The organism is Chryseobacterium sp. II3a, assembly GCF_057815135.1.
Map to the genome: position 1 here is coordinate 419,036 of NZ_JBYPZJ010000002.1, position 19,150 is coordinate 438,185.

17 protein-coding genes are annotated in these 19,150 nt (G+C 36.4%); 7 read left to right on the forward strand and 10 right to left on the reverse strand.

What is annotated here, in order from left to right:
- Positions 1–48: 48 nt before the first annotated feature.
- Genes rodA through AC3HD6_RS06725 form a run of 5 tightly spaced genes read right to left on the reverse strand, consistent with a single transcriptional unit; the run spans position 49 to position 5,724 of the window.
- Complete coding sequence (gene rodA / locus AC3HD6_RS06705; protein WP_488895647.1) at positions 49–1,278, reverse strand: rod shape-determining protein RodA; 1,230 nt, start codon at positions 1,276–1,278, stop codon at positions 49–51.
- Positions 1,275–3,320 (reverse strand): peptidoglycan D,D-transpeptidase FtsI family protein, encoded by a 2,046-nt coding sequence (locus tag AC3HD6_RS06710; protein ID WP_488895648.1) that lies wholly within the window; start codon positions 3,318–3,320, stop codon positions 1,275–1,277. The genes rodA and AC3HD6_RS06710 overlap by 4 nt, the downstream gene beginning before the upstream one ends.
- Positions 3,317–3,823 (reverse strand): rod shape-determining protein MreD, encoded by a 507-nt coding sequence (locus tag AC3HD6_RS06715; RefSeq protein ID WP_066694303.1) that lies wholly within the window; start codon positions 3,821–3,823, stop codon positions 3,317–3,319. Before AC3HD6_RS06715 ends, AC3HD6_RS06710 begins: the two co-directional genes overlap by 4 nt.
- Positions 3,816–4,670: a rod shape-determining protein MreC gene (gene mreC, locus AC3HD6_RS06720; RefSeq protein ID WP_068940758.1), complete on the reverse strand. Its 855-nt coding sequence runs from the start codon at positions 4,668–4,670 to the stop codon at positions 3,816–3,818. Before mreC ends, AC3HD6_RS06715 begins: the two co-directional genes overlap by 8 nt.
- 28 nt (positions 4,671–4,698) lie before the next feature.
- Positions 4,699–5,724: a rod shape-determining protein gene (locus AC3HD6_RS06725; protein WP_045491741.1), complete on the reverse strand. Its 1,026-nt coding sequence runs from the start codon at positions 5,722–5,724 to the stop codon at positions 4,699–4,701.
- A 327-nt stretch (positions 5,725–6,051) separates the two neighbouring features.
- Between AC3HD6_RS06725 and hemA the strand changes: the two genes are divergently transcribed.
- From hemA to AC3HD6_RS06750, 5 genes are all read left to right on the forward strand, one after another.
- Positions 6,052–7,326 carry a glutamyl-tRNA reductase gene (hemA, locus tag AC3HD6_RS06730; protein ID WP_488895649.1) on the forward strand — a complete coding sequence of 425 codons (1,275 nt, stop codon included), beginning with the start codon at positions 6,052–6,054 and terminating at the stop codon, positions 7,324–7,326.
- Positions 7,313–8,221, forward strand: a complete 909-nt coding sequence (gene hemC / locus AC3HD6_RS06735; RefSeq protein ID WP_488895650.1) for a hydroxymethylbilane synthase — start codon at positions 7,313–7,315, stop codon at positions 8,219–8,221. Before hemA ends, hemC begins: the two co-directional genes overlap by 14 nt.
- 66 nt (positions 8,222–8,287) lie before the next feature.
- Positions 8,288–8,971 (forward strand): uroporphyrinogen-III synthase, encoded by a 684-nt coding sequence (locus tag AC3HD6_RS06740; protein ID WP_488895651.1) that lies wholly within the window; start codon positions 8,288–8,290, stop codon positions 8,969–8,971.
- A gap of 44 nt (positions 8,972–9,015) precedes the next feature.
- Positions 9,016–10,053, forward strand: a complete 1,038-nt coding sequence (gene hemE, locus AC3HD6_RS06745; protein ID WP_488895652.1) for a uroporphyrinogen decarboxylase — start codon at positions 9,016–9,018, stop codon at positions 10,051–10,053.
- A 78-nt stretch (positions 10,054–10,131) separates the two neighbouring features.
- Positions 10,132–10,797: a hypothetical protein gene (locus tag AC3HD6_RS06750; RefSeq protein WP_488895653.1), complete on the forward strand. Its 666-nt coding sequence runs from the start codon at positions 10,132–10,134 to the stop codon at positions 10,795–10,797.
- Between the two features lie 40 nt (positions 10,798–10,837).
- Here AC3HD6_RS06750 and AC3HD6_RS06755 read toward each other — a convergent pair whose 3' ends face one another.
- The 5 genes from AC3HD6_RS06755 to AC3HD6_RS06775 form a co-directional block, all read right to left on the reverse strand.
- Positions 10,838–12,058 (reverse strand): aminotransferase class V-fold PLP-dependent enzyme, encoded by a 1,221-nt coding sequence (locus AC3HD6_RS06755; RefSeq protein WP_488895654.1) that lies wholly within the window; start codon positions 12,056–12,058, stop codon positions 10,838–10,840.
- A 234-nt stretch (positions 12,059–12,292) separates the two neighbouring features.
- Complete coding sequence (locus tag AC3HD6_RS06760; RefSeq protein WP_488895655.1) at positions 12,293–12,934, reverse strand: 50S ribosomal protein L25/general stress protein Ctc; 642 nt, start codon at positions 12,932–12,934, stop codon at positions 12,293–12,295.
- Positions 12,935–12,990: 56 nt separating this feature from the next.
- The gene (locus tag AC3HD6_RS06765; RefSeq protein ID WP_066694282.1) at positions 12,991–13,929 is read right to left on the reverse strand and encodes a ribose-phosphate pyrophosphokinase; all 939 of its coding nucleotides are present in this window, start codon (positions 13,927–13,929) and stop codon (positions 12,991–12,993) included.
- An 85-nt stretch (positions 13,930–14,014) separates the two neighbouring features.
- A complete protein-coding gene (locus tag AC3HD6_RS06770) occupies positions 14,015–15,571 on the reverse strand; it encodes a G-D-S-L family lipolytic protein (RefSeq protein ID WP_488895656.1) in 1,557 nt (518 codons plus the stop codon).
- A gap of 11 nt (positions 15,572–15,582) precedes the next feature.
- The gene (locus AC3HD6_RS06775) at positions 15,583–16,818 is read right to left on the reverse strand and encodes an OmpP1/FadL family transporter (RefSeq protein ID WP_488895657.1); all 1,236 of its coding nucleotides are present in this window, start codon (positions 16,816–16,818) and stop codon (positions 15,583–15,585) included.
- 476 nt (positions 16,819–17,294) lie between these two features.
- On the opposite strand from AC3HD6_RS06775, the gene AC3HD6_RS06780 reads away from it, so the two are divergent.
- Positions 17,295–18,692: a PSP1 domain-containing protein gene (locus AC3HD6_RS06780; RefSeq protein ID WP_488895658.1), complete on the forward strand. Its 1,398-nt coding sequence runs from the start codon at positions 17,295–17,297 to the stop codon at positions 18,690–18,692.
- On the forward strand, positions 18,685–19,149 hold the full coding sequence (locus tag AC3HD6_RS06785; RefSeq protein ID WP_488895659.1) for a gliding motility lipoprotein GldH: 465 nt from the start codon (positions 18,685–18,687) through the stop codon (positions 19,147–19,149). Before AC3HD6_RS06780 ends, AC3HD6_RS06785 begins: the two co-directional genes overlap by 8 nt.
- Position 19,150 lies beyond the last annotated feature (1 nt).

Consider the following 19,150-nt stretch of genomic DNA (forward strand, 5'->3'; position numbering starts at 1 on the left):
CGCCCATTTTTGCAGAGTTAAAAGTAAACTAAATCGGCTGGAAAAGAGCTATACTAAGCTGTTTTTATCAGAATAATTAAGTTTAAAGAAGATAAAAGTCATCATAGAGAATGCCAGTAAAGAACTTCCTCCATAACTGAAATACGGAAGTGGGATACCTACTGTCGGGAAAAGCCCCATAACCATCCCTAGATTGATGGAAAAGTGCATCAAAAGGATGGAAGCAAAACAATAACCAAATACTCGGTTAAAAGTAGATTTCTGTCGTTCTGCCAGATAATAGATTCTCCCAATATAAACCATGTAACATAAGATAAGAATAGCACTCCCCAAGAAGCCCCATTCTTCACCTACCGTACAGAAAATATAATCAGTTTCTTGCTCCGGAACAAATTTTCCCTGGGTAACAGATCCTTCACGGTATCCTTTTCCTAAAAGACCACCGGATCCGATTGCTGTTTTAGAATATAATAAGTTGTACCCCGAAGTATCCCTAAATGCCTTTTCACCCTTATAAAGAACTTCAATTCTTTCTCTCTGGTGCTTAGGCAGTTTTTCTAAAATATAAGGAGAACCAAATGCTAGCCCACACAGTAACAAGATAGATCCAGCAATTCCGGAAATAGAAATTACATCCCAGGACATTCTATGGTAATTCATTGCAATCAAAACACCTGCGATGATTAAAATAGCAGCAGCTACATATATTGGTGGGATTGCAAGTGCTATAAGAAAAACCCCTGCAAAAATAAAGCCTACACCAAATAACCAACCACTTAATCCTTCTCTGTATAAAGCTATAAAAAAAGCAATGAATACAAGCATAGATCCTACATCAGGGATAGCCAATACAACTACAGCCGGAATACCAATAATGCCTAAAGCAGTAAATAAAGATTTTCTATTCTTAAGATTAAAATCAGGTCCTGAAACATAGTTGGCAAGCATTAAAGCAGTACCGATTTTAGCAAATTCTACAGGCTGCATGGTAAAGCTCCCGAACTTATACCAGTTTTTCTGTCCCAGAATTTCCTTTCCAAATGGAAAAAGACCTATCAGCAGAAGTACGCCGCCTATATAAATAATACCTGCCATATTTTCGAAAAACTTACTTCTTCCCAAAAATATGATAAGACCCACAAATACAGATATACAGAAAAACATCAACTGCTTTTCTCCTAGCTTCTGGTCTACACTGTAAATATTCGCAATCGCAAAGATGCAAAGCATGAAATACAGTCCTAGACCCAGTTTATCTATTCCTTCTGTCCATTTCATTGCTTAACAGGTTTTTTAGCAGCGTTAGTATTTTTCTTGTCCTCTTCTATTTTTTTTTGGAGCTTAGCTTTTTGCTGTTTAACGAGTTCCAAGCTATCCTTTATTCTTTTCTGTTTAATTGAATCGGGTTTAGGATCTTTATAAAGCCCTTTACGTTTTAAATCTGCAATCCATTGCCTTTTATATTCTGGCATGAAACTCGAGGTAATCATTTTTTTATACAGATTTTCTCTTTTCAAATCACCGGTAATATATTTTTCTGCAATTACTGTACAAGCAGGGCCAGCCCATGTTGCTCCAAATCCGGCATGTTCCATAACGGCAACCACAACAATTTTAGGTTTATCCGCTGGGGCTATCAGTACAAAAATAGAGTTATCTTTTCCTTGCGGAACCTGTGCCGTACCTGTTTTAGCCAATTGTGTAAAATCATTGGATTTCAATCCTCTTGCCGTCCCTCTCAAAACTACAGCTTCCATACCTTTTAAGACAGGTTCAAAGTGTTTTGGATCTACTAAAGTCTGATGTTTAACTTTAAATCTTGGATCGGGATTGGGCTTGCCATCAATTGCTTTTACGATATGAGGTGTATAATACCATCCTTTGTTTGCAATAGCAGCTACATAATTCGCTAACTGAATAGGAGTTACCAAGACATCTCCCTGCCCCATTCCATTATAGATCGCTCCGGTTGACATCTCATCCCAATTTTTAAAATCAGTTCGCTGAGAGCCACTAGCTTTCATAATTGCTTTAAATCTTTTCTCGTAAAAATCACCGGAAGGGATTCTCCCTTTTGCTCCTACCGCAAAGTCATTATTTAAAAACTCTCCCACTCCAAAGCTGCTCATGATCTTTTTCCATTCATCAACACCTTTTGAAGGATTTCCGGGATATTTTTTAATGATTGCAATAAATGCATAAGTAAAGAAACAGTTACTGGAAACCTGGATAGAAGGAATAAGCGGATCAGCTCCACCATGCCCTTTAATCCTTTTTCCTTTATAAAAGAAACCTCCTCCACAAGGGAAAATAGTTTTATCAGTCATCACTCCCATCTGCATGGCAGCAAGGGCTGTTAGCAATTTAAAGGTTGAACCTGGAGGATATCCTGCCTGCAAAGAACGGTCAAAAGTTGGCTTATTTTCATAAAGAGTATCTTTTGACAGCGCATATAGATTTTTAGATTTATAAGGTCCGGTAAAAAGATTCGGATCAATATCGGGTCCAGTAGCCGCTACTAATACTTCTCCATTATTGGGATCTATAGCTACCACTGCACCATGCTTGTTAACAAGCATTTCTTCGGCCGTTCTCTGAAGATCGTAATCTATCGTTAGAGTAATGTCTTTACCCGTAATAACATCTTTATCCAAAGAGCCATTTTTATAGGACCCAATATTTCGGAGCCTGATATCTTTTTGGATATACTTCATTCCTTTTACTCCACGAAGTTCCTTTTCATAAGACTTTTCAACTCCTGTTTTCCCAATAAAGTCTCCCGGTAAATAATAAATAGAGTCTTTTTTAATTTCTCTTTCATTTACTTCACTAGTATATCCTAGAAGGTTTCCTGAAGTAGAAACTTCATATTGACGCTGAGGTCTCTGAACAATATTAAAGGCTGGATATTTAAAAATAATCTCCTGCACTCTCGCAATATCTTCTCTACTGAGGTCCTTTAGAAAGGTCATAGGAGTCAGCTTAGAATAATATTTTTCCTTTTTGATAACATTGATCTTGTTGATAAAATCCGTTTTACTGATCTTCATTAGACTACAAAAGCCTAATGTATCAAAATCCGGTTTCATTAAACCTTGAGTAAAGGAAATTTCATAAGCAGGCTGGTTTCCTACCATGATCTTTCCGTTTCGGTCAAAAATAACCCCGCGTTGAGGTATTACATATTCAATTTTAATGGAAGTATTGGCTGCATTCAGTGCATAACGGTCTGTAAACAATTGCAAATACGCAAGCCTCGCCACAAAAATAAGGGCGATAATAACAAGAATGGAAAAAATTTTTAAATAACGTGTGTTCAAACTTTTTGTTTGATTTTAAATATTAATGCGTAGATAACTATAAATATAAATGAAATTACACTGGTCACCAAAACATTAAATAATATTTCAAAAAACCTACTAAACTTAAAGAACTCAATATATTGTACTAAAAGCTGATGCAGGAAAATACTTGAAAATAAAAACAGCAAAAACTGCGCCCATTGCAGGGACTGGAAAGAGAAAAAGTCTGTAGACGTATCTGTGGACGTCCTGAATATCAAAGTCCTAAAGTAGGCAATCAATGTTGTCGCAAAGGCATTGATCCCCCATGAATAGAGGAAACCATCAATAGACAATCCTATTAGAAAGCTTAAAGCAAGGAACTGGAATTTATTTCTGAAGAAGGGATAGAACATGACAAATACAGGATATAGTACCGGAGTATATTTTCCGAAAATAGTAATCCTGTTCAATACAAAAATCTGTAATGCAACAAGAAATATCATGATTAATATATCGGTAAATAAAGTTCTGCTAATCATTTTCTTTTTTTATTACAGCTTGCATCGTGTCCTGAATCTTCTGCACTTCTGCTTTTTTCAGGTTCTTCACGACATACACTTTATTTAATGCACCCATTTTTTCACTCAGCTCCACAGAAATATCCCAAAAACCGGTTTTATTATCCACTGAATATCCGGCAATTGTTCCAATCGTTACCCCTTTCGGGAAAATTGCTGATTTACCATCTGTAACAACAGTATCTCCTACTTTTAAAGCAACATATTTAGGAATATCTGCAAGGTGCATTACCCTGGAGTTATCTCCATTCCATGTTAAGGTTCCAAAATATCCGGAATTTTTCAGAGCAGCATTAATTCTGATCTTATTGACACTCAACACAGATTGAACCAATGCATAACTGTCTGTAGAATTGATAACAATCCCCGCAATACCTCTTGGCGCCATTACCCCCATTTGAGGGAAGACCCCATCTCTACGGCCACGGTTGATTGTAAAATAGTTATTTCTTCTGTTGATACTGTTGAAAACAATTTCACCATCAACAAAAGTATAGATCTGACCACCTCCAATGGTATCATGTACTCTTTTGAAAACTGGGTTTTTCGCCCCGTCTTTCCCATACAGTTCTGCCATAAGGGCTTTGTTCTGAACCACAAGATCTTCATTGATCTGTTTTAGTTTCAGATAAGAAACTCCCTCATCGATATACCCGGAAATCCATGAATTCAACGCAGCCGTTTGGCCCGCAATCCAGGATCTCTGCATGGCATTTCTAGAGAATATCAGAACCAGAGCAATAATTTGCAGGAATATAAAGAAGACAAAGAGTGTGTTCTTCGAAAATAATCTCAGCAAAAATCCCATTCAGATATATAGTCGTAAAAAGTTAAAATTATTTAATTAAGAAATTGAATTTATCCATATTCTTAAGGGCAATACCAGTTCCTCGAACTACCGCTCTCAACGGATCTTCTGCTACAAATACAGGAAGACCTGTCTTTTTGTGGATTCTGTCCGCAAGACCTCTTAACAATGCACCTCCTCCGGCAAGATAAATACCAGTTTTATAAATATCAGCAGCCAATTCCGGCGGTGTAAGGGAAAGGGTTTCCATTACAGCATCCTCAATTCTGATGATAGATTTGTCTAATGCACGGGCAATTTCTTTATACCCAACCATAATTTCTTTTGGCTTCCCTGTGATAAGGTCTCTACCTTGTACCGGGATATCTTCGATGTCTACATCAAGATCTTCTACTGCAGAACCTACTTCAATTTTAATTCTTTCAGCAGTTCTTTCTCCGATATAAAGATTATGGTGAGTTCTTAAGTAATAAGCAATATCATTGGTAAATACGTCACCTGCAATTTTTACAGATTTATCACATACGATACCTCCCAACGCTACAACAGCAATTTCAGTAGTACCTCCACCTATATCGATGATCATATTCCCTTCGGGCTTCTGTACGTCAATCCCAACTCCTATAGCAGCTGCCATTGGTTCGTAGATTAATCTTACTTCTTTAGCGTTGACTTTCTGAGCAGAATCTCTTACCGCTCTTTTTTCAACTTCAGTAATACCAGAAGGGATACAGATTACAATTCTTAATGCAGGCTGTATGAATTTACCTTTAATTCCAGGAATTTTTTTAATGAATTCCTTAATCATATGTTCAGAAGCGTGAAAATCAGCGATAACTCCATCTTTCAATGGACGAATCGTCTTGATATCCTCGTGAGTTTTCCCTTGCATATGCTTAGCCTGTTCCCCTACAGCAATAGGTTTACCCGTAGATCGTTCAATTGCAACAATTGAAGGTTGATCTATAACAATTTTATTATTGTGAATGATAAGGGTATTAGCTGTTCCCAGGTCTATCGCAATTTCTTGCGTAAACATATCAAATAAACTCATATTTTTCTTCTGATTTTAAGTTTACAAAGATATAAATTAAACACTACTAAAGAAATTTCCCACCAACTTAATTTGGTTAAAATTTTATTAAAATTTATAATTCTTTATTAACTTTCTGTTTAGATAATTACAGAGTTTGATTTCAACTAAAATTAATGGAACTCTAAAAGGTTAAAAAAGTTAAAGAAAGCTAAGAAAAAGAATAGGAAAATCTACTGGATCTGCATTCTCTATCTTTTTAAGCCAGTTCTATAGTTTTTCACGATAATTATCATATACATTATCAGAGGGTGGTTAATTAAAAAAAACGTAAATTTGCAGTTGCTTATGTTACAGTATTCCAACATCCATCGAACATCGAATTTTGCCGTGCTTTCTATAAGCTACGAAAAGGCTGATGTAGAAACGAGAGGAAAGTTTGCATTCTTTGATGAAAACATCAAAAACTTTGTTTCCCGCGTCCATGAGGAAGATCTTGGGGATGCATTTGTAGTTTCCACATGTAACAGGACTGAAATCTACACCACTTCTTCCAATTATCTTTTAGTAGCAGAAGAATATTGCAAAACCATCGGAGTAAACATTACCGATTTTCTTCAGTTTGCCAATATTTTGACTAAAGAAGAAGCTTTGATCCACCTTTTCAGAGTTGCTGCCGGCCTAGAAAGCCAGATTATTGGTGATTTTGAGATTATTGGTCAGATCAAAAAAGCATACAGCCGTTTTAAAAAAGAGAGACAAAATTCTAATCCCTATCTGGAAAGAGCAATCAATGCAGCTATTCAGATTTCTAAAAGGATCAAGAACGAAACCGGAATTTCCAATGGAGCCGCTTCTGTTTCTTATGCAGCTGTTCATTATATCCTCAACAGCCAAAAGAGAATTGCAGAGAAGAACATTCTTCTTCTTGGAGTGGGTGAGATTGGACAAAACACAGTTGAAAACCTGGTAAAACACGTTTATCAACCAAAAATTAAAATCGCTAACAGAACCCAGGAGAAGGCTGAAAAGATTTCTCAAAAATATAATATTCCTCATGTTGACTATTCTGATTTTGACAAGGAATTAAAAGACACCGATATTCTTATCGTGGCTACAGGAGCCAAACATCCCATTATCAACCAATCTCATTTCCCGAACGGAAAAGAAACTTTGGTGATAGACCTCTCCATTCCTCATAATGTTGAAAAAAATGTTACAGAAAATGAAAATGTAACGTTAATTGATGTTGATGAGCTTTCAAAACAGATTCAAGAAACGATTCAGCAAAGGGAAAAAGAAATCCCTAAAGCAGAGAAGATCATCAAGGAACTGATGAAAGATTTTATTGAATGGGAGAAAAAAAGAAAACTAGCACCAAACATTCATCATTTCAAAGCGGTTTTAAAAAACATGGAACGCAATGAAATGCATAACTTTTATAAGAAAAATAAATATATAGACATTACGGACATGGAGCTTTCTGATAAAATGATCCAGAAAATCACCAACCGTTTTGCAAAATATATCATCGATAATCCTTTAAAAGCCGAAGAAATTAGTAAATTAATGCACGAAATATTAGTTGAACAACCAAACAACGAATTCAATGAAAAGCATTAGAATCGGAACAAGAAATTCCGCACTTGCACTTTGGCAGGCTAGGGAGGTTGCGAGGCACCTTCAGAACAACAATTATTTAACGGAGATTGTACCTATCGTTTCTTCTGGCGATAAGAATCTTAATCAACCTTTATATTCATTAGGTATCACCGGGGTTTTCACAAGAGACCTTGATGTTGCATTATTGAATGATGAAATTGATATTGCTGTTCACTCTTTGAAAGATGTCCCTACCCTGTTACCTCAGAATATTGAGATGATAGCCTATTTGGAAAGAGATTATCCACAAGATATTCTGATCAGAAAAGAATCTGCAAAAAACAAAGAACTTCATGAACTGAAGCTTGCCACAAGCAGCTTGAGAAGAAGAGCTTTCTGGTTAAGACATTTCCCGAATACAGAGTTTTCGGATATCCGTGGAAATATCCAGACCCGTCTTCAAAAACTTGAAGATGGAGATTTTGATGCCACTATCCTATCTTTAGCCGGGATCAAAAGAATGAAAATGGAAATTGATTATGAAATGCTGCCTGTAATGATTTCTGCTCCATCTCAGGGCGTTATTGCGGTTGCAGGTCATTCCGATAAACCGGAGATCAATGAAATACTGAGACAGATCAACCATCAACCTACACAGACTTGTGTAGAGATTGAAAGAAACTTCTTAAGCACTTTAGAAGGAGGATGTACAGCACCTATCGGAGCCTTTGCTGAAATTATTGAGGATCAAATGCGCTTTACGGCAGCACTTTGCTCTCTTGATGGTAAAAACTGCATTGCTATTGATGAGAACTTCGAATACAATCCGCAAGAAAATTTTGGAGAAAAGTTCGCAAAGGTGGTACTGGAAAACGGTGGAAAAGAATTAATGGCGGAAATCAAAAGCCAGATCTAAGATTTTTATTTCAATTTTAGATTTTTAATTTCTTTTTAATCCTATCCATTTTCTAATCCAACAGACATGAAAATCTTATTTACCAAAAATATAGACCAAGCAACAATATCCAAAGAATTAGGAGAGGATATTTTGGTTGATTGTGTTGAGGTAATTAGGACCAAGCCTATTCTGATCAGTCCATTTGATCTGAAAAACTATTCCCTGATCTTTACCAGCGTGAATGGTGTGGCTTCATTTTTTAAAAACAGATTTAAGCCTAATGAAAATTTCACGGCTAAAAATTACAACAAGATATACTGTGTTGGAGAGAAAACCAAGAAAGCATTAAGAAAACACGGCTTTGGAACATTTAAAGTATTAAGGAATGCAGATGCGCTTTCAAGATTCATTATCGGAAACTGCCAGCATGAACAGTTTCTTCATTTCTGTGGCAATCTTGCCATTAATGTTCTTGACAAGGAGCTTCCTCTTCAAAATATTAAGTATAAAAAGATTACGATCTACAACACCGAGGAAATCTATCCTTTAATTCCTGAAAAATATCATGCCGCAGTATTTTTTAGTCCAAGCGGAGTTCGTAGTTTTGCAAAGCAAAATTCCCTGAAGGAGATGAAGCTGTTTTCTATTGGAGAAACCACGTCTGGGGAATTGAGAAATTACACTCGCGAAAACATTTTCACGTCTGAAGAGAACACTCTAAACTCTATATTTGAGCTGATTAGACAGGAAATTACGAGTAAACTTTAGAATATCTGTTACCTATTTAGATGGTAACACTAGTTAAATAGATTATGATAAAAAACGACCTATATTTAAAAGCACTTCGCGGAGAAACCGTTGAAAGACCTCCTGTCTGGATGATGAGGCAGGCTGGAAGATATCTGCCGGAATTCATTGCCTTAAGAGATCAATATGATTTCTTCACAAGATGTCAGACACCTGAACTAGCTGCTGAGATTACTATGCAGCCTATCCGCAGATTTCCTTTAGACGCAGCGATCCTGTTTTCTGATATTTTGGTAGTTCCACAGGCAATGGGAATCGATTTCAAAATGAAAGAATCCGTTGGTCCTTGGTTAGATACACCAATCAGAACTATGGAACAGGTTCAGAATATCGAAACTCCGGATGTGAATGATACTTTAGGATACGTTTTTGATGCTATTGAATTAACACTTCAGAAATTAGATAATGATATTCCACTGATAGGTTTTGCCGGATCTCCATGGACTATTCTTTGCTACTGTGTAGAAGGAAAAGGGAGTAAGGCTTTTGATATTGCGAAATCTTTCTGCTTCCAACAACCTGAAGCAGCTCATTTATTACTTCAAAAGATCACAGATACTACGATTGCTTATTTAAAGAGAAAAGTGGAAAAGGGTGTTTCTGCGGTACAAATTTTTGACTCTTGGGGTGGAATGCTTTCTCCAACTGATTATCAGGAGTTCTCTTGGCAGTACATCAACCAGATTGTTGAAGCATTAAGCCCTCTTACGCATGTGGTGGTTTTTGGAAAAGGATGCTGGTTTGCATTGGAAGACATGACCATGTCTAAAGCTTCTGCTCTTGGTGTTGACTGGACGATTAAGCCAGAATTCGCAAGAACTTTGACGAACCACACCATGACCTTACAAGGAAACTTTGATCCTGCAAGATTACACTCAACCCCTGAGACCATCAAGAAAATGGTGACTGAAATGATTAACCGTTTCGGAAAAGACAGATATATTGCTAATCTTGGACATGGTATTTTACCAAATGTTCCTGTTGAGAATGCTGAAGCATTCATCAGAGCGGTTGTTGACTGGAAACCAAATTCTGAATTTTAATACAAAATGAATATAACATTCTAAACAATAAGCCTCATAAGTTTTAAACTTATGAGGCTTTTATATCAAAAATAACCTATGGAAAACGAAAAAAAAACCGGATTTGAGGATTTCATGAACTTTGTGAATCAAACCAGTGAAGAGAAAAAACAGGAAATCAATGTTGAGCTATATGACAAAATCTCTATATGCGTAGACCAAGTCATTGAATACAAGAAAAATGGAGATATAGGTCTTTTTATTGAATCATTTAAGAAGCTTAAAGAAATTGCTTTGGAATGCGATAATATAGATGAGATCACTGATATCTTACTGTACGAAAGAATTTATGCCGCTCATTCAAAAGAATACAGCGAATTTTTCTCAGATATCACAATCCCTCAAATGTATGGAAAAAGCAAAAAAGAAAATTTTCAACATATTGAAAACGCCCTATTTGCTCAGCACGGCGGTAAAAAGGAGCAAGCTTTGGTTATCTATATTAAAATAGCGAAAGAACATGGCGAACATCAGCTAAAGATTCTGAATTTTATCGAAAGAAATTATCAACGCTTTTCTCAAAATCAAAAAGTCCTTTTCTGTATGCTGACTGATGAAATATTAAATCATAGCCCACATGCCAAGAGAATCAAAAAATTAATGAATGTAAAAGAATACTCATTAACTTATGGAGACAATGATACTCCTGAAAACATTCAAAATAATAATTACCGAGATAAAAAATGGTGGGAATTCTGGAAATAAAATATAAAAAAACCTCTGAACAATCAGAGGTTAATTTTTATTAAGACAACATTCGCTGTGCTTTCTTCACTCCTTCTACCAAAAGGTCAATTTCTTCAAAAGTATTATAAACAGCAAAACTTGCTCTTACGGTTCCAGCAATATTAAAGAATTCCATAATAGGCTGAGTACAGTGGTGCCCCGTTCTTACAGCAACACCCATTTTATCCAGGATCATCCCTACATCAGAAGAAATCCCTACTCCTTCCAAATTAAAAGAAACAACACCTGTTCTCTTCGCTTTTTCACCATATACTTTAAGTCCTTCAATTTCTAAAAGATGTCTTTGTGCATATTCCAATAAAGCATTTTCATGGTTCTGGCTATTCTCATGCCCTACTCTGTTCATAAAATCAACAGCAGCTCCTAGCGCAATATTTCCTCCTACATTAGGTGTTCCTGCTTCATATTTAAATGGAAGTCCTGCGTAAGTTGTTCCATCAAAAGAACATGTTGCAATCATTTCTCCACCTCCATGGAATGGTGGTAAAGCTTCTAATATTTCACGTTTTCCATATAGAACTCCTGTTCCCATTGGAGCATACATCTTATGTCCTGAAAATACAAAGAAATCACAATCTAACTTCTGAACATCAATATTGAAGTGAGGAGCAGACTGCGCTCCATCGATAACGATATATGCGCCTGAATTTTTTCTTGTTTTAGCAATGATCTCTTCAATAGGGTTTACAATCCCCAAGGCATTAGAAACCTGATTTACAGAAACTACTTTTGTTTTTTCACTAAGGAACTGATCAAGATAGTCTAATTGAAGAATACCATTTTCGTCAATAGGAATGACACGAAGTTTTGCTCCTGTTCTTTCACAAAGCAGTTGCCAAGGCACAATATTCGAGTGATGCTCCAGATAAGAAATAATAATCTCATCATCTTTTTGTAATTTCTGTGTTAAAATATAAGAGACAAGATTCAACCCTTCAGTTGTACCTTTGGTAAAGATAACTTCAAAATCATGCTCAGCATTAATGAATTTCTGAATCTTTCTTCTGGAAAGCTCCATTTCTTCTGTTGCTAATTGACTTAATGTATGAATTCCTCTGTGAACATTTGCATTAAGTTCCGTATAATATGCGTGACAGACTTCTAAAACCGAATTTGGCTTTTGAGATGTAGCAGCATTATCCAGGTAAACCAAAGGCTTACCATTCACTTCTCTGTTCAATATAGAAAACTGGCTTCTTATTTCCTGAATGTCAAACATTTATTTATTTTTTAAATTAAGGCGTCCTTATTTAGAACTCTTCAAATTTACGGCTTTTTTTTCGAAAGGAGGTATGATGATATGGGATGATACTTGTCAGCTGATAGAAATATTCAATGAGCAATAGCCCACAAAGCTGATGAAATGAAAATAAAATTACATATTCTCTTTTTTATTCCAAATAAAAAACCCGTCAAAAAATGACGGGTTCTATATGGTTTAAATAAGCAATTCTTATTCTGCTGCAGTTTCTTCTGCTGGAGCTGCTCCTTCTTCAGTTGCAACTTCTTCTTCATCTTCATCATCCATTGCTGCTGCACCTCCTTTCATTGCATTTCTAGACATCTTAACAGCAACTACTACTGCATTGTCTGGGTGCATGAAAGAATATCCTTCAGTTTTGATACCACCGATGTAAAGTTTGTTACCGATTCTTAATGGAGTAACATCTACAACGACTTCGTCAGGTAGGTTAGCAGGGATCGCTTTTACTTTTAGCTTTCTGAAAGACTGACGTAAAACACCACCAGCAACAACACCTTTAGAACGTCCTGTAATTCTTACTGGAACCTCCATAACAACTGGCTTATCTTCAGATAACTGATAGAAGTCAATGTGAAGGATTTTGTCAGTAATTGGGTGGAACTGAATATCTTGAAGAACTGCTGGAATTGTTTTTCCGTCAACTTCAATAGATACCGTGTGTGCTTCAGGAGTGTATACTAATCCTTTGAAAGCTTTCTCTTCAGCAGAGAAGTTTAAAGGCGCTTCACCTCCATAAACAACACAAGGAACTAATTCAGCATCACGTAAAGCTTTTGTAGACTTTTTGCCCACGCTTTCTCTTTTTGTACCTTGAATTGTAATAGATTTCATTTATAAAAAATTTAAAAATTTGTTCTTATTTTAATTTGCAAACTATTAAAAATCAATTAAATAACAAACTTGCTACTGATTGATTTGTGCTCATGAACCATGGTCATAACGTCCGCAAATAATGGGGCGCAAGATAGCACTTTTATTTTAGATGACAAATTATTTTTAACAGGAATTGAGTCAGTTACAATAACTTCCAAGATTTTTGAGTTTTCAATATTCTCGTAAGCCTTTCCAGACAGTACTCCGTGAGTTGCCATAGCTCTTACTGTTTTTGCTCCTTTCTCAATCAGGATGTCTGCTGCTTTACAAAGAGTTCCTGCAGTATCGATCATATCATCAATAAGAATTACATTCTTACCTGTAACATCTCCAATAAGGAACATTTCTTCTACAACGTTTGCTTTCTTTCTTTCCTTATAAGCAATTACTACTTCTGCCCCTAAGTGACCTGCATAGTTTTTCGCTCTTTTTGCACCTCCCATATCCGGAGAAGCAATGGTAAGGTTGTCAAGATTTAAAGATTTAATGTAATCAACGAAGATCGTAGAAGCATAAAGGTGATCTACCGGAATTTCGAAGAAACCTTGAATCTGATCTGCGTGAAGATCCATTGTCATTATTCTTGTTGCTCCTGCTGCTGTAAGAAGGTTGGCAACTAACTTAGCACCGATCGGCGCTCTTGGTTTGTCTTTTCTGTCCTGTCTGGCAAGTCCGAAGTAAGGAATTACAACGGTAATGCTCTTTGCAGAAGCTCTTTTCGCTGCGTCAATCATTAGAAGAAGTTCTAAAAGATTGTCTGCAGGAGGGAATGTAGATCCGATTAGGAAAACTCTTCCTCCTCTTACAGATTCGTCCAAAACAGGTTCAAATTCCCCGTCGCTGAACTCCTGAAAGTTGATTTTTCCTAATTCTTTCCCATAACTCTGGGCAATTTTCTCTGCCAAGTCCCTGCTGGTTCTTGTACAAAATAGATAACTTAACTGATCGGCCATTTTTACTTTTTAAAAGATTTTGCAAATTTAAAAAAAAACCACAAGATTTACTCCTGTGGTTTCTAAGTTTTTATTTAATCAATAATTATGGTATTGTAACTCCTGAGTAATTATTAGGGTTTACAAGTGGTAATGATGATTTATAAGTTGCATTAATGACATTAATAAATTCATTAGCAATAACAGCATATCCTCTACCCGTTAAATGCACTCCATCCAATGAAAATGCACCTCCGGATACAAATTTAGCGGTATATTTTACTCCATCCCATGAAATACCAGAATCTCCAGCTAACTGTTTAAGTTTAGCATTCGCATCCACAAAAGCATATCCTTTTGCAGTAGCCGCAGCCTTAATAGTTACGTTATAAGCATCAATAGCATCATTGATTTCTTTAATCTCAGATGGGATCAAAATATATTTATCAGCAAACGGATAAGCAACCCCTCTAGCTCCAAGTGATGCTGGAATTCCCGGAGGAAGAGTCTCTGTTGAACCAATAGCAGCCTTAGTTGTTAGAGGAACAAGATCTCCTGATTTCGCTTGTCTTGCCTGCCCATAAGTAGCTCCAAGATAAGGAGCAAGCATCACTAAAGTTGGATTTCCAGAATTTGCGGCTGCAAAAGTAATCTTTGCACCTAAGTCTGCGATACTTTCATCCTTAATCAGCAATGGATTAGCAGCAGTTTTAGAAAGCGGTTTAATTCTGTCTCCAGCACCTAATGCTGTTAGAATTTGGCTTAATGGGCCATATACGTTTTTATTTAAATCATCGATGGCAGCTTCTCCAGCAGCAACATTTCCTTTACCTAAAACAGCAGCCGTCAAAGGATTTGTCGGTATCGTTGTCAAAGAAGGGATAGATGTTACACTTGGAATATTAGCAATAACCCCTTTCGCTTTTGTTGCTTCAATTTTAGAAATCAACAAATCGTAATATTGTTTAAACTGAGCAGGAGGTGTTAAAGTCTCCACTGAACTATCAGCCCCAGCCAAAGCATATAATAAGGCATCATTATTTCCAATCCACAATGAGAAAAATGTAGGATTTTGACTTACGAAGTCCTCAATTACAGATGCGTTAGGTGACGAAGCAAACCTCACAAAATAAGGGTTTGCCGTTTTTGTTGCTATTCCCGCAACATCACCATATTTTGGGGCTAATAAATGAGCAACCTTTGCTCCCGGAACTCCCATATTATTGAAGGGCCCCTTCACAAAATTGGTTACTAAATTAGCTGCCTTATTATCATTAACCGGACCAATATCAGGAGCTCCATCAACAAAACCTTTTATATACAGCTTTGTATCCTGAATCTGAAGTGTAGCACTTCCTCCTAGAGGTAGAAGTAATCCCCCGTTATTATCTCCCATCAAAGGCTGCTTAAACTCTCCTCCTCCTACAAGTTTCATTTGCTGAGCAATCATAGATGGATAAGATTCGTTTTGTCCATCTATATAAAGCGCCCCATCTCTATATCCGGAAGTCAGTGAATTCCCTAAAGCAACATATTTTGAGAAATCAGCACTTCCTTTTGACACTTGTATATCTTTCACATCGGTATCAAAATCAGTTTTACAGCTTGTTACAGTAAAAAGAAGCGCAGAAACTGCTATTGTCGATATTATAATTTTTTTCATAGTCTTTTAAATTAAAAAGGATTATAAGATAAACCTAGACCAAAATAGAACGCTCTTGCTTTCGCTTGTCCGTAGAATCCAAGATTAGCATTGTTTACATTTCTATATTGAGGCATTGCATATCCTCCTGCAATGTCAACTCCAAACTGTTTCAGTTTAAATCCTACCCCACCTGTAATCACATAAGTATCAAAAGAAGGAGTTTCCGGAATAAAGTTTTCGTTAGTATAAGGAGATTCATCATAATAAGCTCCTAAACGTCCATAGATCATATTGGTGAACGCATACTGAGTACCCAATCTGAATGTTTTAGAGTTTTTGAAGTTCTTAGGACTCACAAGAACAGTAGGATCTGCTTGATTTCCGATAGGTGCATTCGCAAAATCCAATACTAACTTACTATATCTTTCCCATCCATGATAGTTGAAGTCAGCAGAGACCTGCCATTTTGGTGTTACTTTATAAGTTAAACCAATAGTATATTCTTCAACCAACGGAAGCGTTGCTGTAAATGCGTCCTGGCCAGCAGCATTTAATTTTAATAAGGAATAAGGAGTCTGAGTTGGGAACTTGAAGGTAGCAGTCCCATTTTTAGCTTTCATATCAATTGCTGAACGGTAAGCGATACTTACATCCAATTTTGGATCGGGTCTGAAGTAGAAACCGAACCCATATCCGTGTCCACTAGCTTTATCGTCATTGATATTTACCTGCCCGTTAAATTGTGTCACAGCTTTATCCCAATCCACTTTTCCTCTTGCGTAGATATAACTCGCTCCAAAAGCCAACCAAGGAGCCAGCTTCACAGAAACCATCGGTTGGAAATAATAACTCTTCAGTTCTAATTTCTGTACCATTTCTTTGCCTTCCCAATTATCCGGCCATTTAATTGTACTTCCGAAAGGTGTAGAGAAACTGAAACCTACAGATAGGTTTTCTATTGGTTTGTAAGTAATCGCTGCATAGATCGGGGTCCCAAGCGGGTTATCCGTTTCTGTACTCTGCAAAGTATTTAAGTTTTGAAATGTAACTTTATTACTTGCACCAAATCCTCCCGCTACTACACTCAGCTTGGAAGGAATAAATGACATACCTGCCGGGTTGAAGAATGTCACACTTGCATCTTCGGCATGAGCACTAGTATGCGCCATGGCCAATTGCTTTACCCCTTGCAGAGAAACTCTGAAGCCTCCTGCGTAAGATAAAACGCCCGCCAATAAAGCAGTTGATACTAATATTTTTTTCATAGACTATTATTATATAACCCAAATATAAAATTATTTTGAATACGTCTGTTAATATTTGCCAACATTTTAAACAATATACAAAAAGAAAACTATGTTTAAAATAGCATTCTAGACATAATAAGCCCCAAAACAATAGTTCACAACCAATTAGAGATAATCAGAACAAACATGTTTATTTCTGTTTAATATCAAACAAGTGTTTAACAAAAGAGAAATATTGCCTTTTCAAAGTTGAATATGAAGACAAGTCCGAAAGAAATGTTAAAATTCTCTGTCGGCCTTAATCTAAAATTTTAAGTTTAAAAATTGTTTAAAACGTTTCTCTCAACCATCCGAAGCTCTCTTTTTTACAGCTCCAAACACTCTTGCCAATTAAAATATAGGAATCTTTTACCCGGAATTCAGGTTATTTGAGTATTTTAGAATTGCATAAAGATAAAAATACATAAATTTGCAAGATTATAAATAATAGTAATATGAGTTGTGGATGCAAAACATCCGGCGATTCTGCACATTCTTGTGGTCCTAAAAAAACCGCAAATGGCTGTGAAAATGTAAATACCTGCGGGAATAGTTATAAATTAAGTGTTTTTGACTGGCTTTCTAACATCAACAATCCAGCACCAAACAGGTGTGATTTTGTAGAAGTTAGGTTTAAAAATGACAGAAAATCGTTTTATAAGAATGTAAATAATATCCCTTTACATATAGGTAGCGTAATTACAGTAGAATCTAGTCCGGGACACGATGTAGGCGTAGTAAGCCTTACGGGAGAATTAGTAAAGATTCAGATGAAAAAGAAAAAGTTTTCTGAAGAATCAGCACTTAAAATATACAGACAGGCCAACCAAAAGGATCTTGAGGTATGGCAGGAAGCGAGAAAAAAGGAAGATGGCGTAAAACTTGAAGCAAGAAAAATTGCTCAAAGATTAGGTCTTGAAATGAAGGTAACTGATGTTGAATATCAGGGAGATGCTTCAAAAATCACATTTTATTACACTGCTGATAACCGTATTGACTTCAGACAGTTGATTAAAGATTATGCCGGCGCTTTCAGAACCAAGATTGACATGAAACAAATCGGGTTTAGACAGGAAGCTGCAAAAGTAGGCGGAATCGGATCTTGTGGACGTGAACTTTGCTGTTCTACATGGTTAACAGACTTCAGATCTGTAAACACAAACGTAGCAAGATATCAGCAGCTAAGTATTAACCCTCAGAAACTTGCAGGACAGTGCGGTAAGCTTAAATGCTGTCTTAACTATGAGCTTGACAGCTATTTGGATGCACTAAGCAACTTCCCTTCTTCTTCCACTACACTGGAAACAGAAAAAGGAAAGGCATTCTGTATTAAAATAGACGTTTTCAAGAAGAAAATGTGGTTTGCTTATGTAGACAATTCTATCGCATGGTATGATTTTGATATTGATCTTGTTAAAAAACTGATTTCAAAGAACAAAAGAGGAGAGAAGATACTTCCTTTAGAAGATCTGAAACAGCCTGAAACATCATCCCAAAGCATTGACCTGATTCAGGAAAATAATGTAGACCGCTTTGAGAAGAAAAACAGAAACAACAGAAACAGAAACAATCAGAACAAGCCGAACAATAATCAAAATCAAGGACAGGGACAAGCTCAGGGACAAAAGAAAAACAGACCTGAAAGACCTAACAGACCTGAGAAATCTGAAAACCCGAATGCTAATTCAGGAAACCAGCCCAGACAACCAAAACCACAACAGCAACAACAAAAAGCTCCTGTGGAAAAAGTAAAAGCTGAGGCTAATTCTGATACAGACAAGGCTCAACAAAGCAACCCAAATAAGAAAAAATTTAAAAAGAAATATCCTCCAAAAAAAGATAAAAATGCGTAAAATTTTAGGATTATTCACCTTTATCCTTTTCTTTAGCTGTAACTCTTCTTCAGGAGAAGATGTTATGATGAATTCCGTTGACAATAAGTGGAATAAGAAAAGTGAGCAAAAATTTAATCTTGAAATTGCAGATCCGCAGAATCCTAAAAATATTATATTTGTCGTAAGAAATAACAACAATTATCCTTACAGTAATATAAGGTTTATTGTGAATTTCACCAACCTCCAGAACAAGAAAAAGGAAACTGATACCCTGAATTATGTTCTGGCAAAACCGAACGGAGAATGGCTTGGTACAGGCTTTGGTGACACAAAGGAAACATTGTTTCAGTATAAATTAAATTACAGGTTTCCAGCGAAAGGAAAATATGAAATCGGCCTAACCCAGGCAATGAGAAACAATAACCTTCCTGGAATTGAGGATATTGGGATAAAAATAGAAACGGCTAAACCGTAAC

What these genes read in the sequence shown, in the direction of transcription:
- rodA (WP_488895647.1), bottom strand. Translation starts at nt 1,278, where the DNA reads ATGAAATGGACAGAAGGAATAGATAAACTGGGTCTAGGACTGTATTTC.
- AC3HD6_RS06715 (WP_066694303.1), bottom strand. Translation starts at nt 3,823, where the DNA reads ATGATTAGCAGAACTTTATTTACCGATATATTAATCATGATATTTCTT.
- mreC (WP_068940758.1), bottom strand. Translation starts at nt 4,670, where the DNA reads ATGGGATTTTTGCTGAGATTATTTTCGAAGAACACACTCTTTGTCTTC.
- AC3HD6_RS06725 (WP_045491741.1), bottom strand. Translation starts at nt 5,724, where the DNA reads ATGAGTTTATTTGATATGTTTACGCAAGAAATTGCGATAGACCTGGGA.
- hemA (WP_488895649.1), top strand. Translation starts at nt 6,052, where the DNA reads ATGTTACAGTATTCCAACATCCATCGAACATCGAATTTTGCCGTGCTT.
- hemC (WP_488895650.1), top strand. Translation starts at nt 7,313, where the DNA reads ATGAAAAGCATTAGAATCGGAACAAGAAATTCCGCACTTGCACTTTGG.
- AC3HD6_RS06740 (WP_488895651.1), top strand. Translation starts at nt 8,288, where the DNA reads ATGAAAATCTTATTTACCAAAAATATAGACCAAGCAACAATATCCAAA.
- hemE (WP_488895652.1), top strand. Translation starts at nt 9,016, where the DNA reads ATGATAAAAAACGACCTATATTTAAAAGCACTTCGCGGAGAAACCGTT.
- AC3HD6_RS06750 (WP_488895653.1), top strand. Translation starts at nt 10,132, where the DNA reads ATGGAAAACGAAAAAAAAACCGGATTTGAGGATTTCATGAACTTTGTG.
- AC3HD6_RS06755 (WP_488895654.1), bottom strand. Translation starts at nt 12,058, where the DNA reads ATGTTTGACATTCAGGAAATAAGAAGCCAGTTTTCTATATTGAACAGA.
- AC3HD6_RS06760 (WP_488895655.1), bottom strand. Translation starts at nt 12,934, where the DNA reads ATGAAATCTATTACAATTCAAGGTACAAAAAGAGAAAGCGTGGGCAAA.
- AC3HD6_RS06765 (WP_066694282.1), bottom strand. Translation starts at nt 13,929, where the DNA reads ATGGCCGATCAGTTAAGTTATCTATTTTGTACAAGAACCAGCAGGGAC.
- AC3HD6_RS06770 (WP_488895656.1), bottom strand. Translation starts at nt 15,571, where the DNA reads ATGAAAAAAATTATAATATCGACAATAGCAGTTTCTGCGCTTCTTTTT.
- AC3HD6_RS06775 (WP_488895657.1), bottom strand. Translation starts at nt 16,818, where the DNA reads ATGAAAAAAATATTAGTATCAACTGCTTTATTGGCGGGCGTTTTATCT.
- AC3HD6_RS06780 (WP_488895658.1), top strand. Translation starts at nt 17,295, where the DNA reads ATGAGTTGTGGATGCAAAACATCCGGCGATTCTGCACATTCTTGTGGT.
- AC3HD6_RS06785 (WP_488895659.1), top strand. Translation starts at nt 18,685, where the DNA reads ATGCGTAAAATTTTAGGATTATTCACCTTTATCCTTTTCTTTAGCTGT.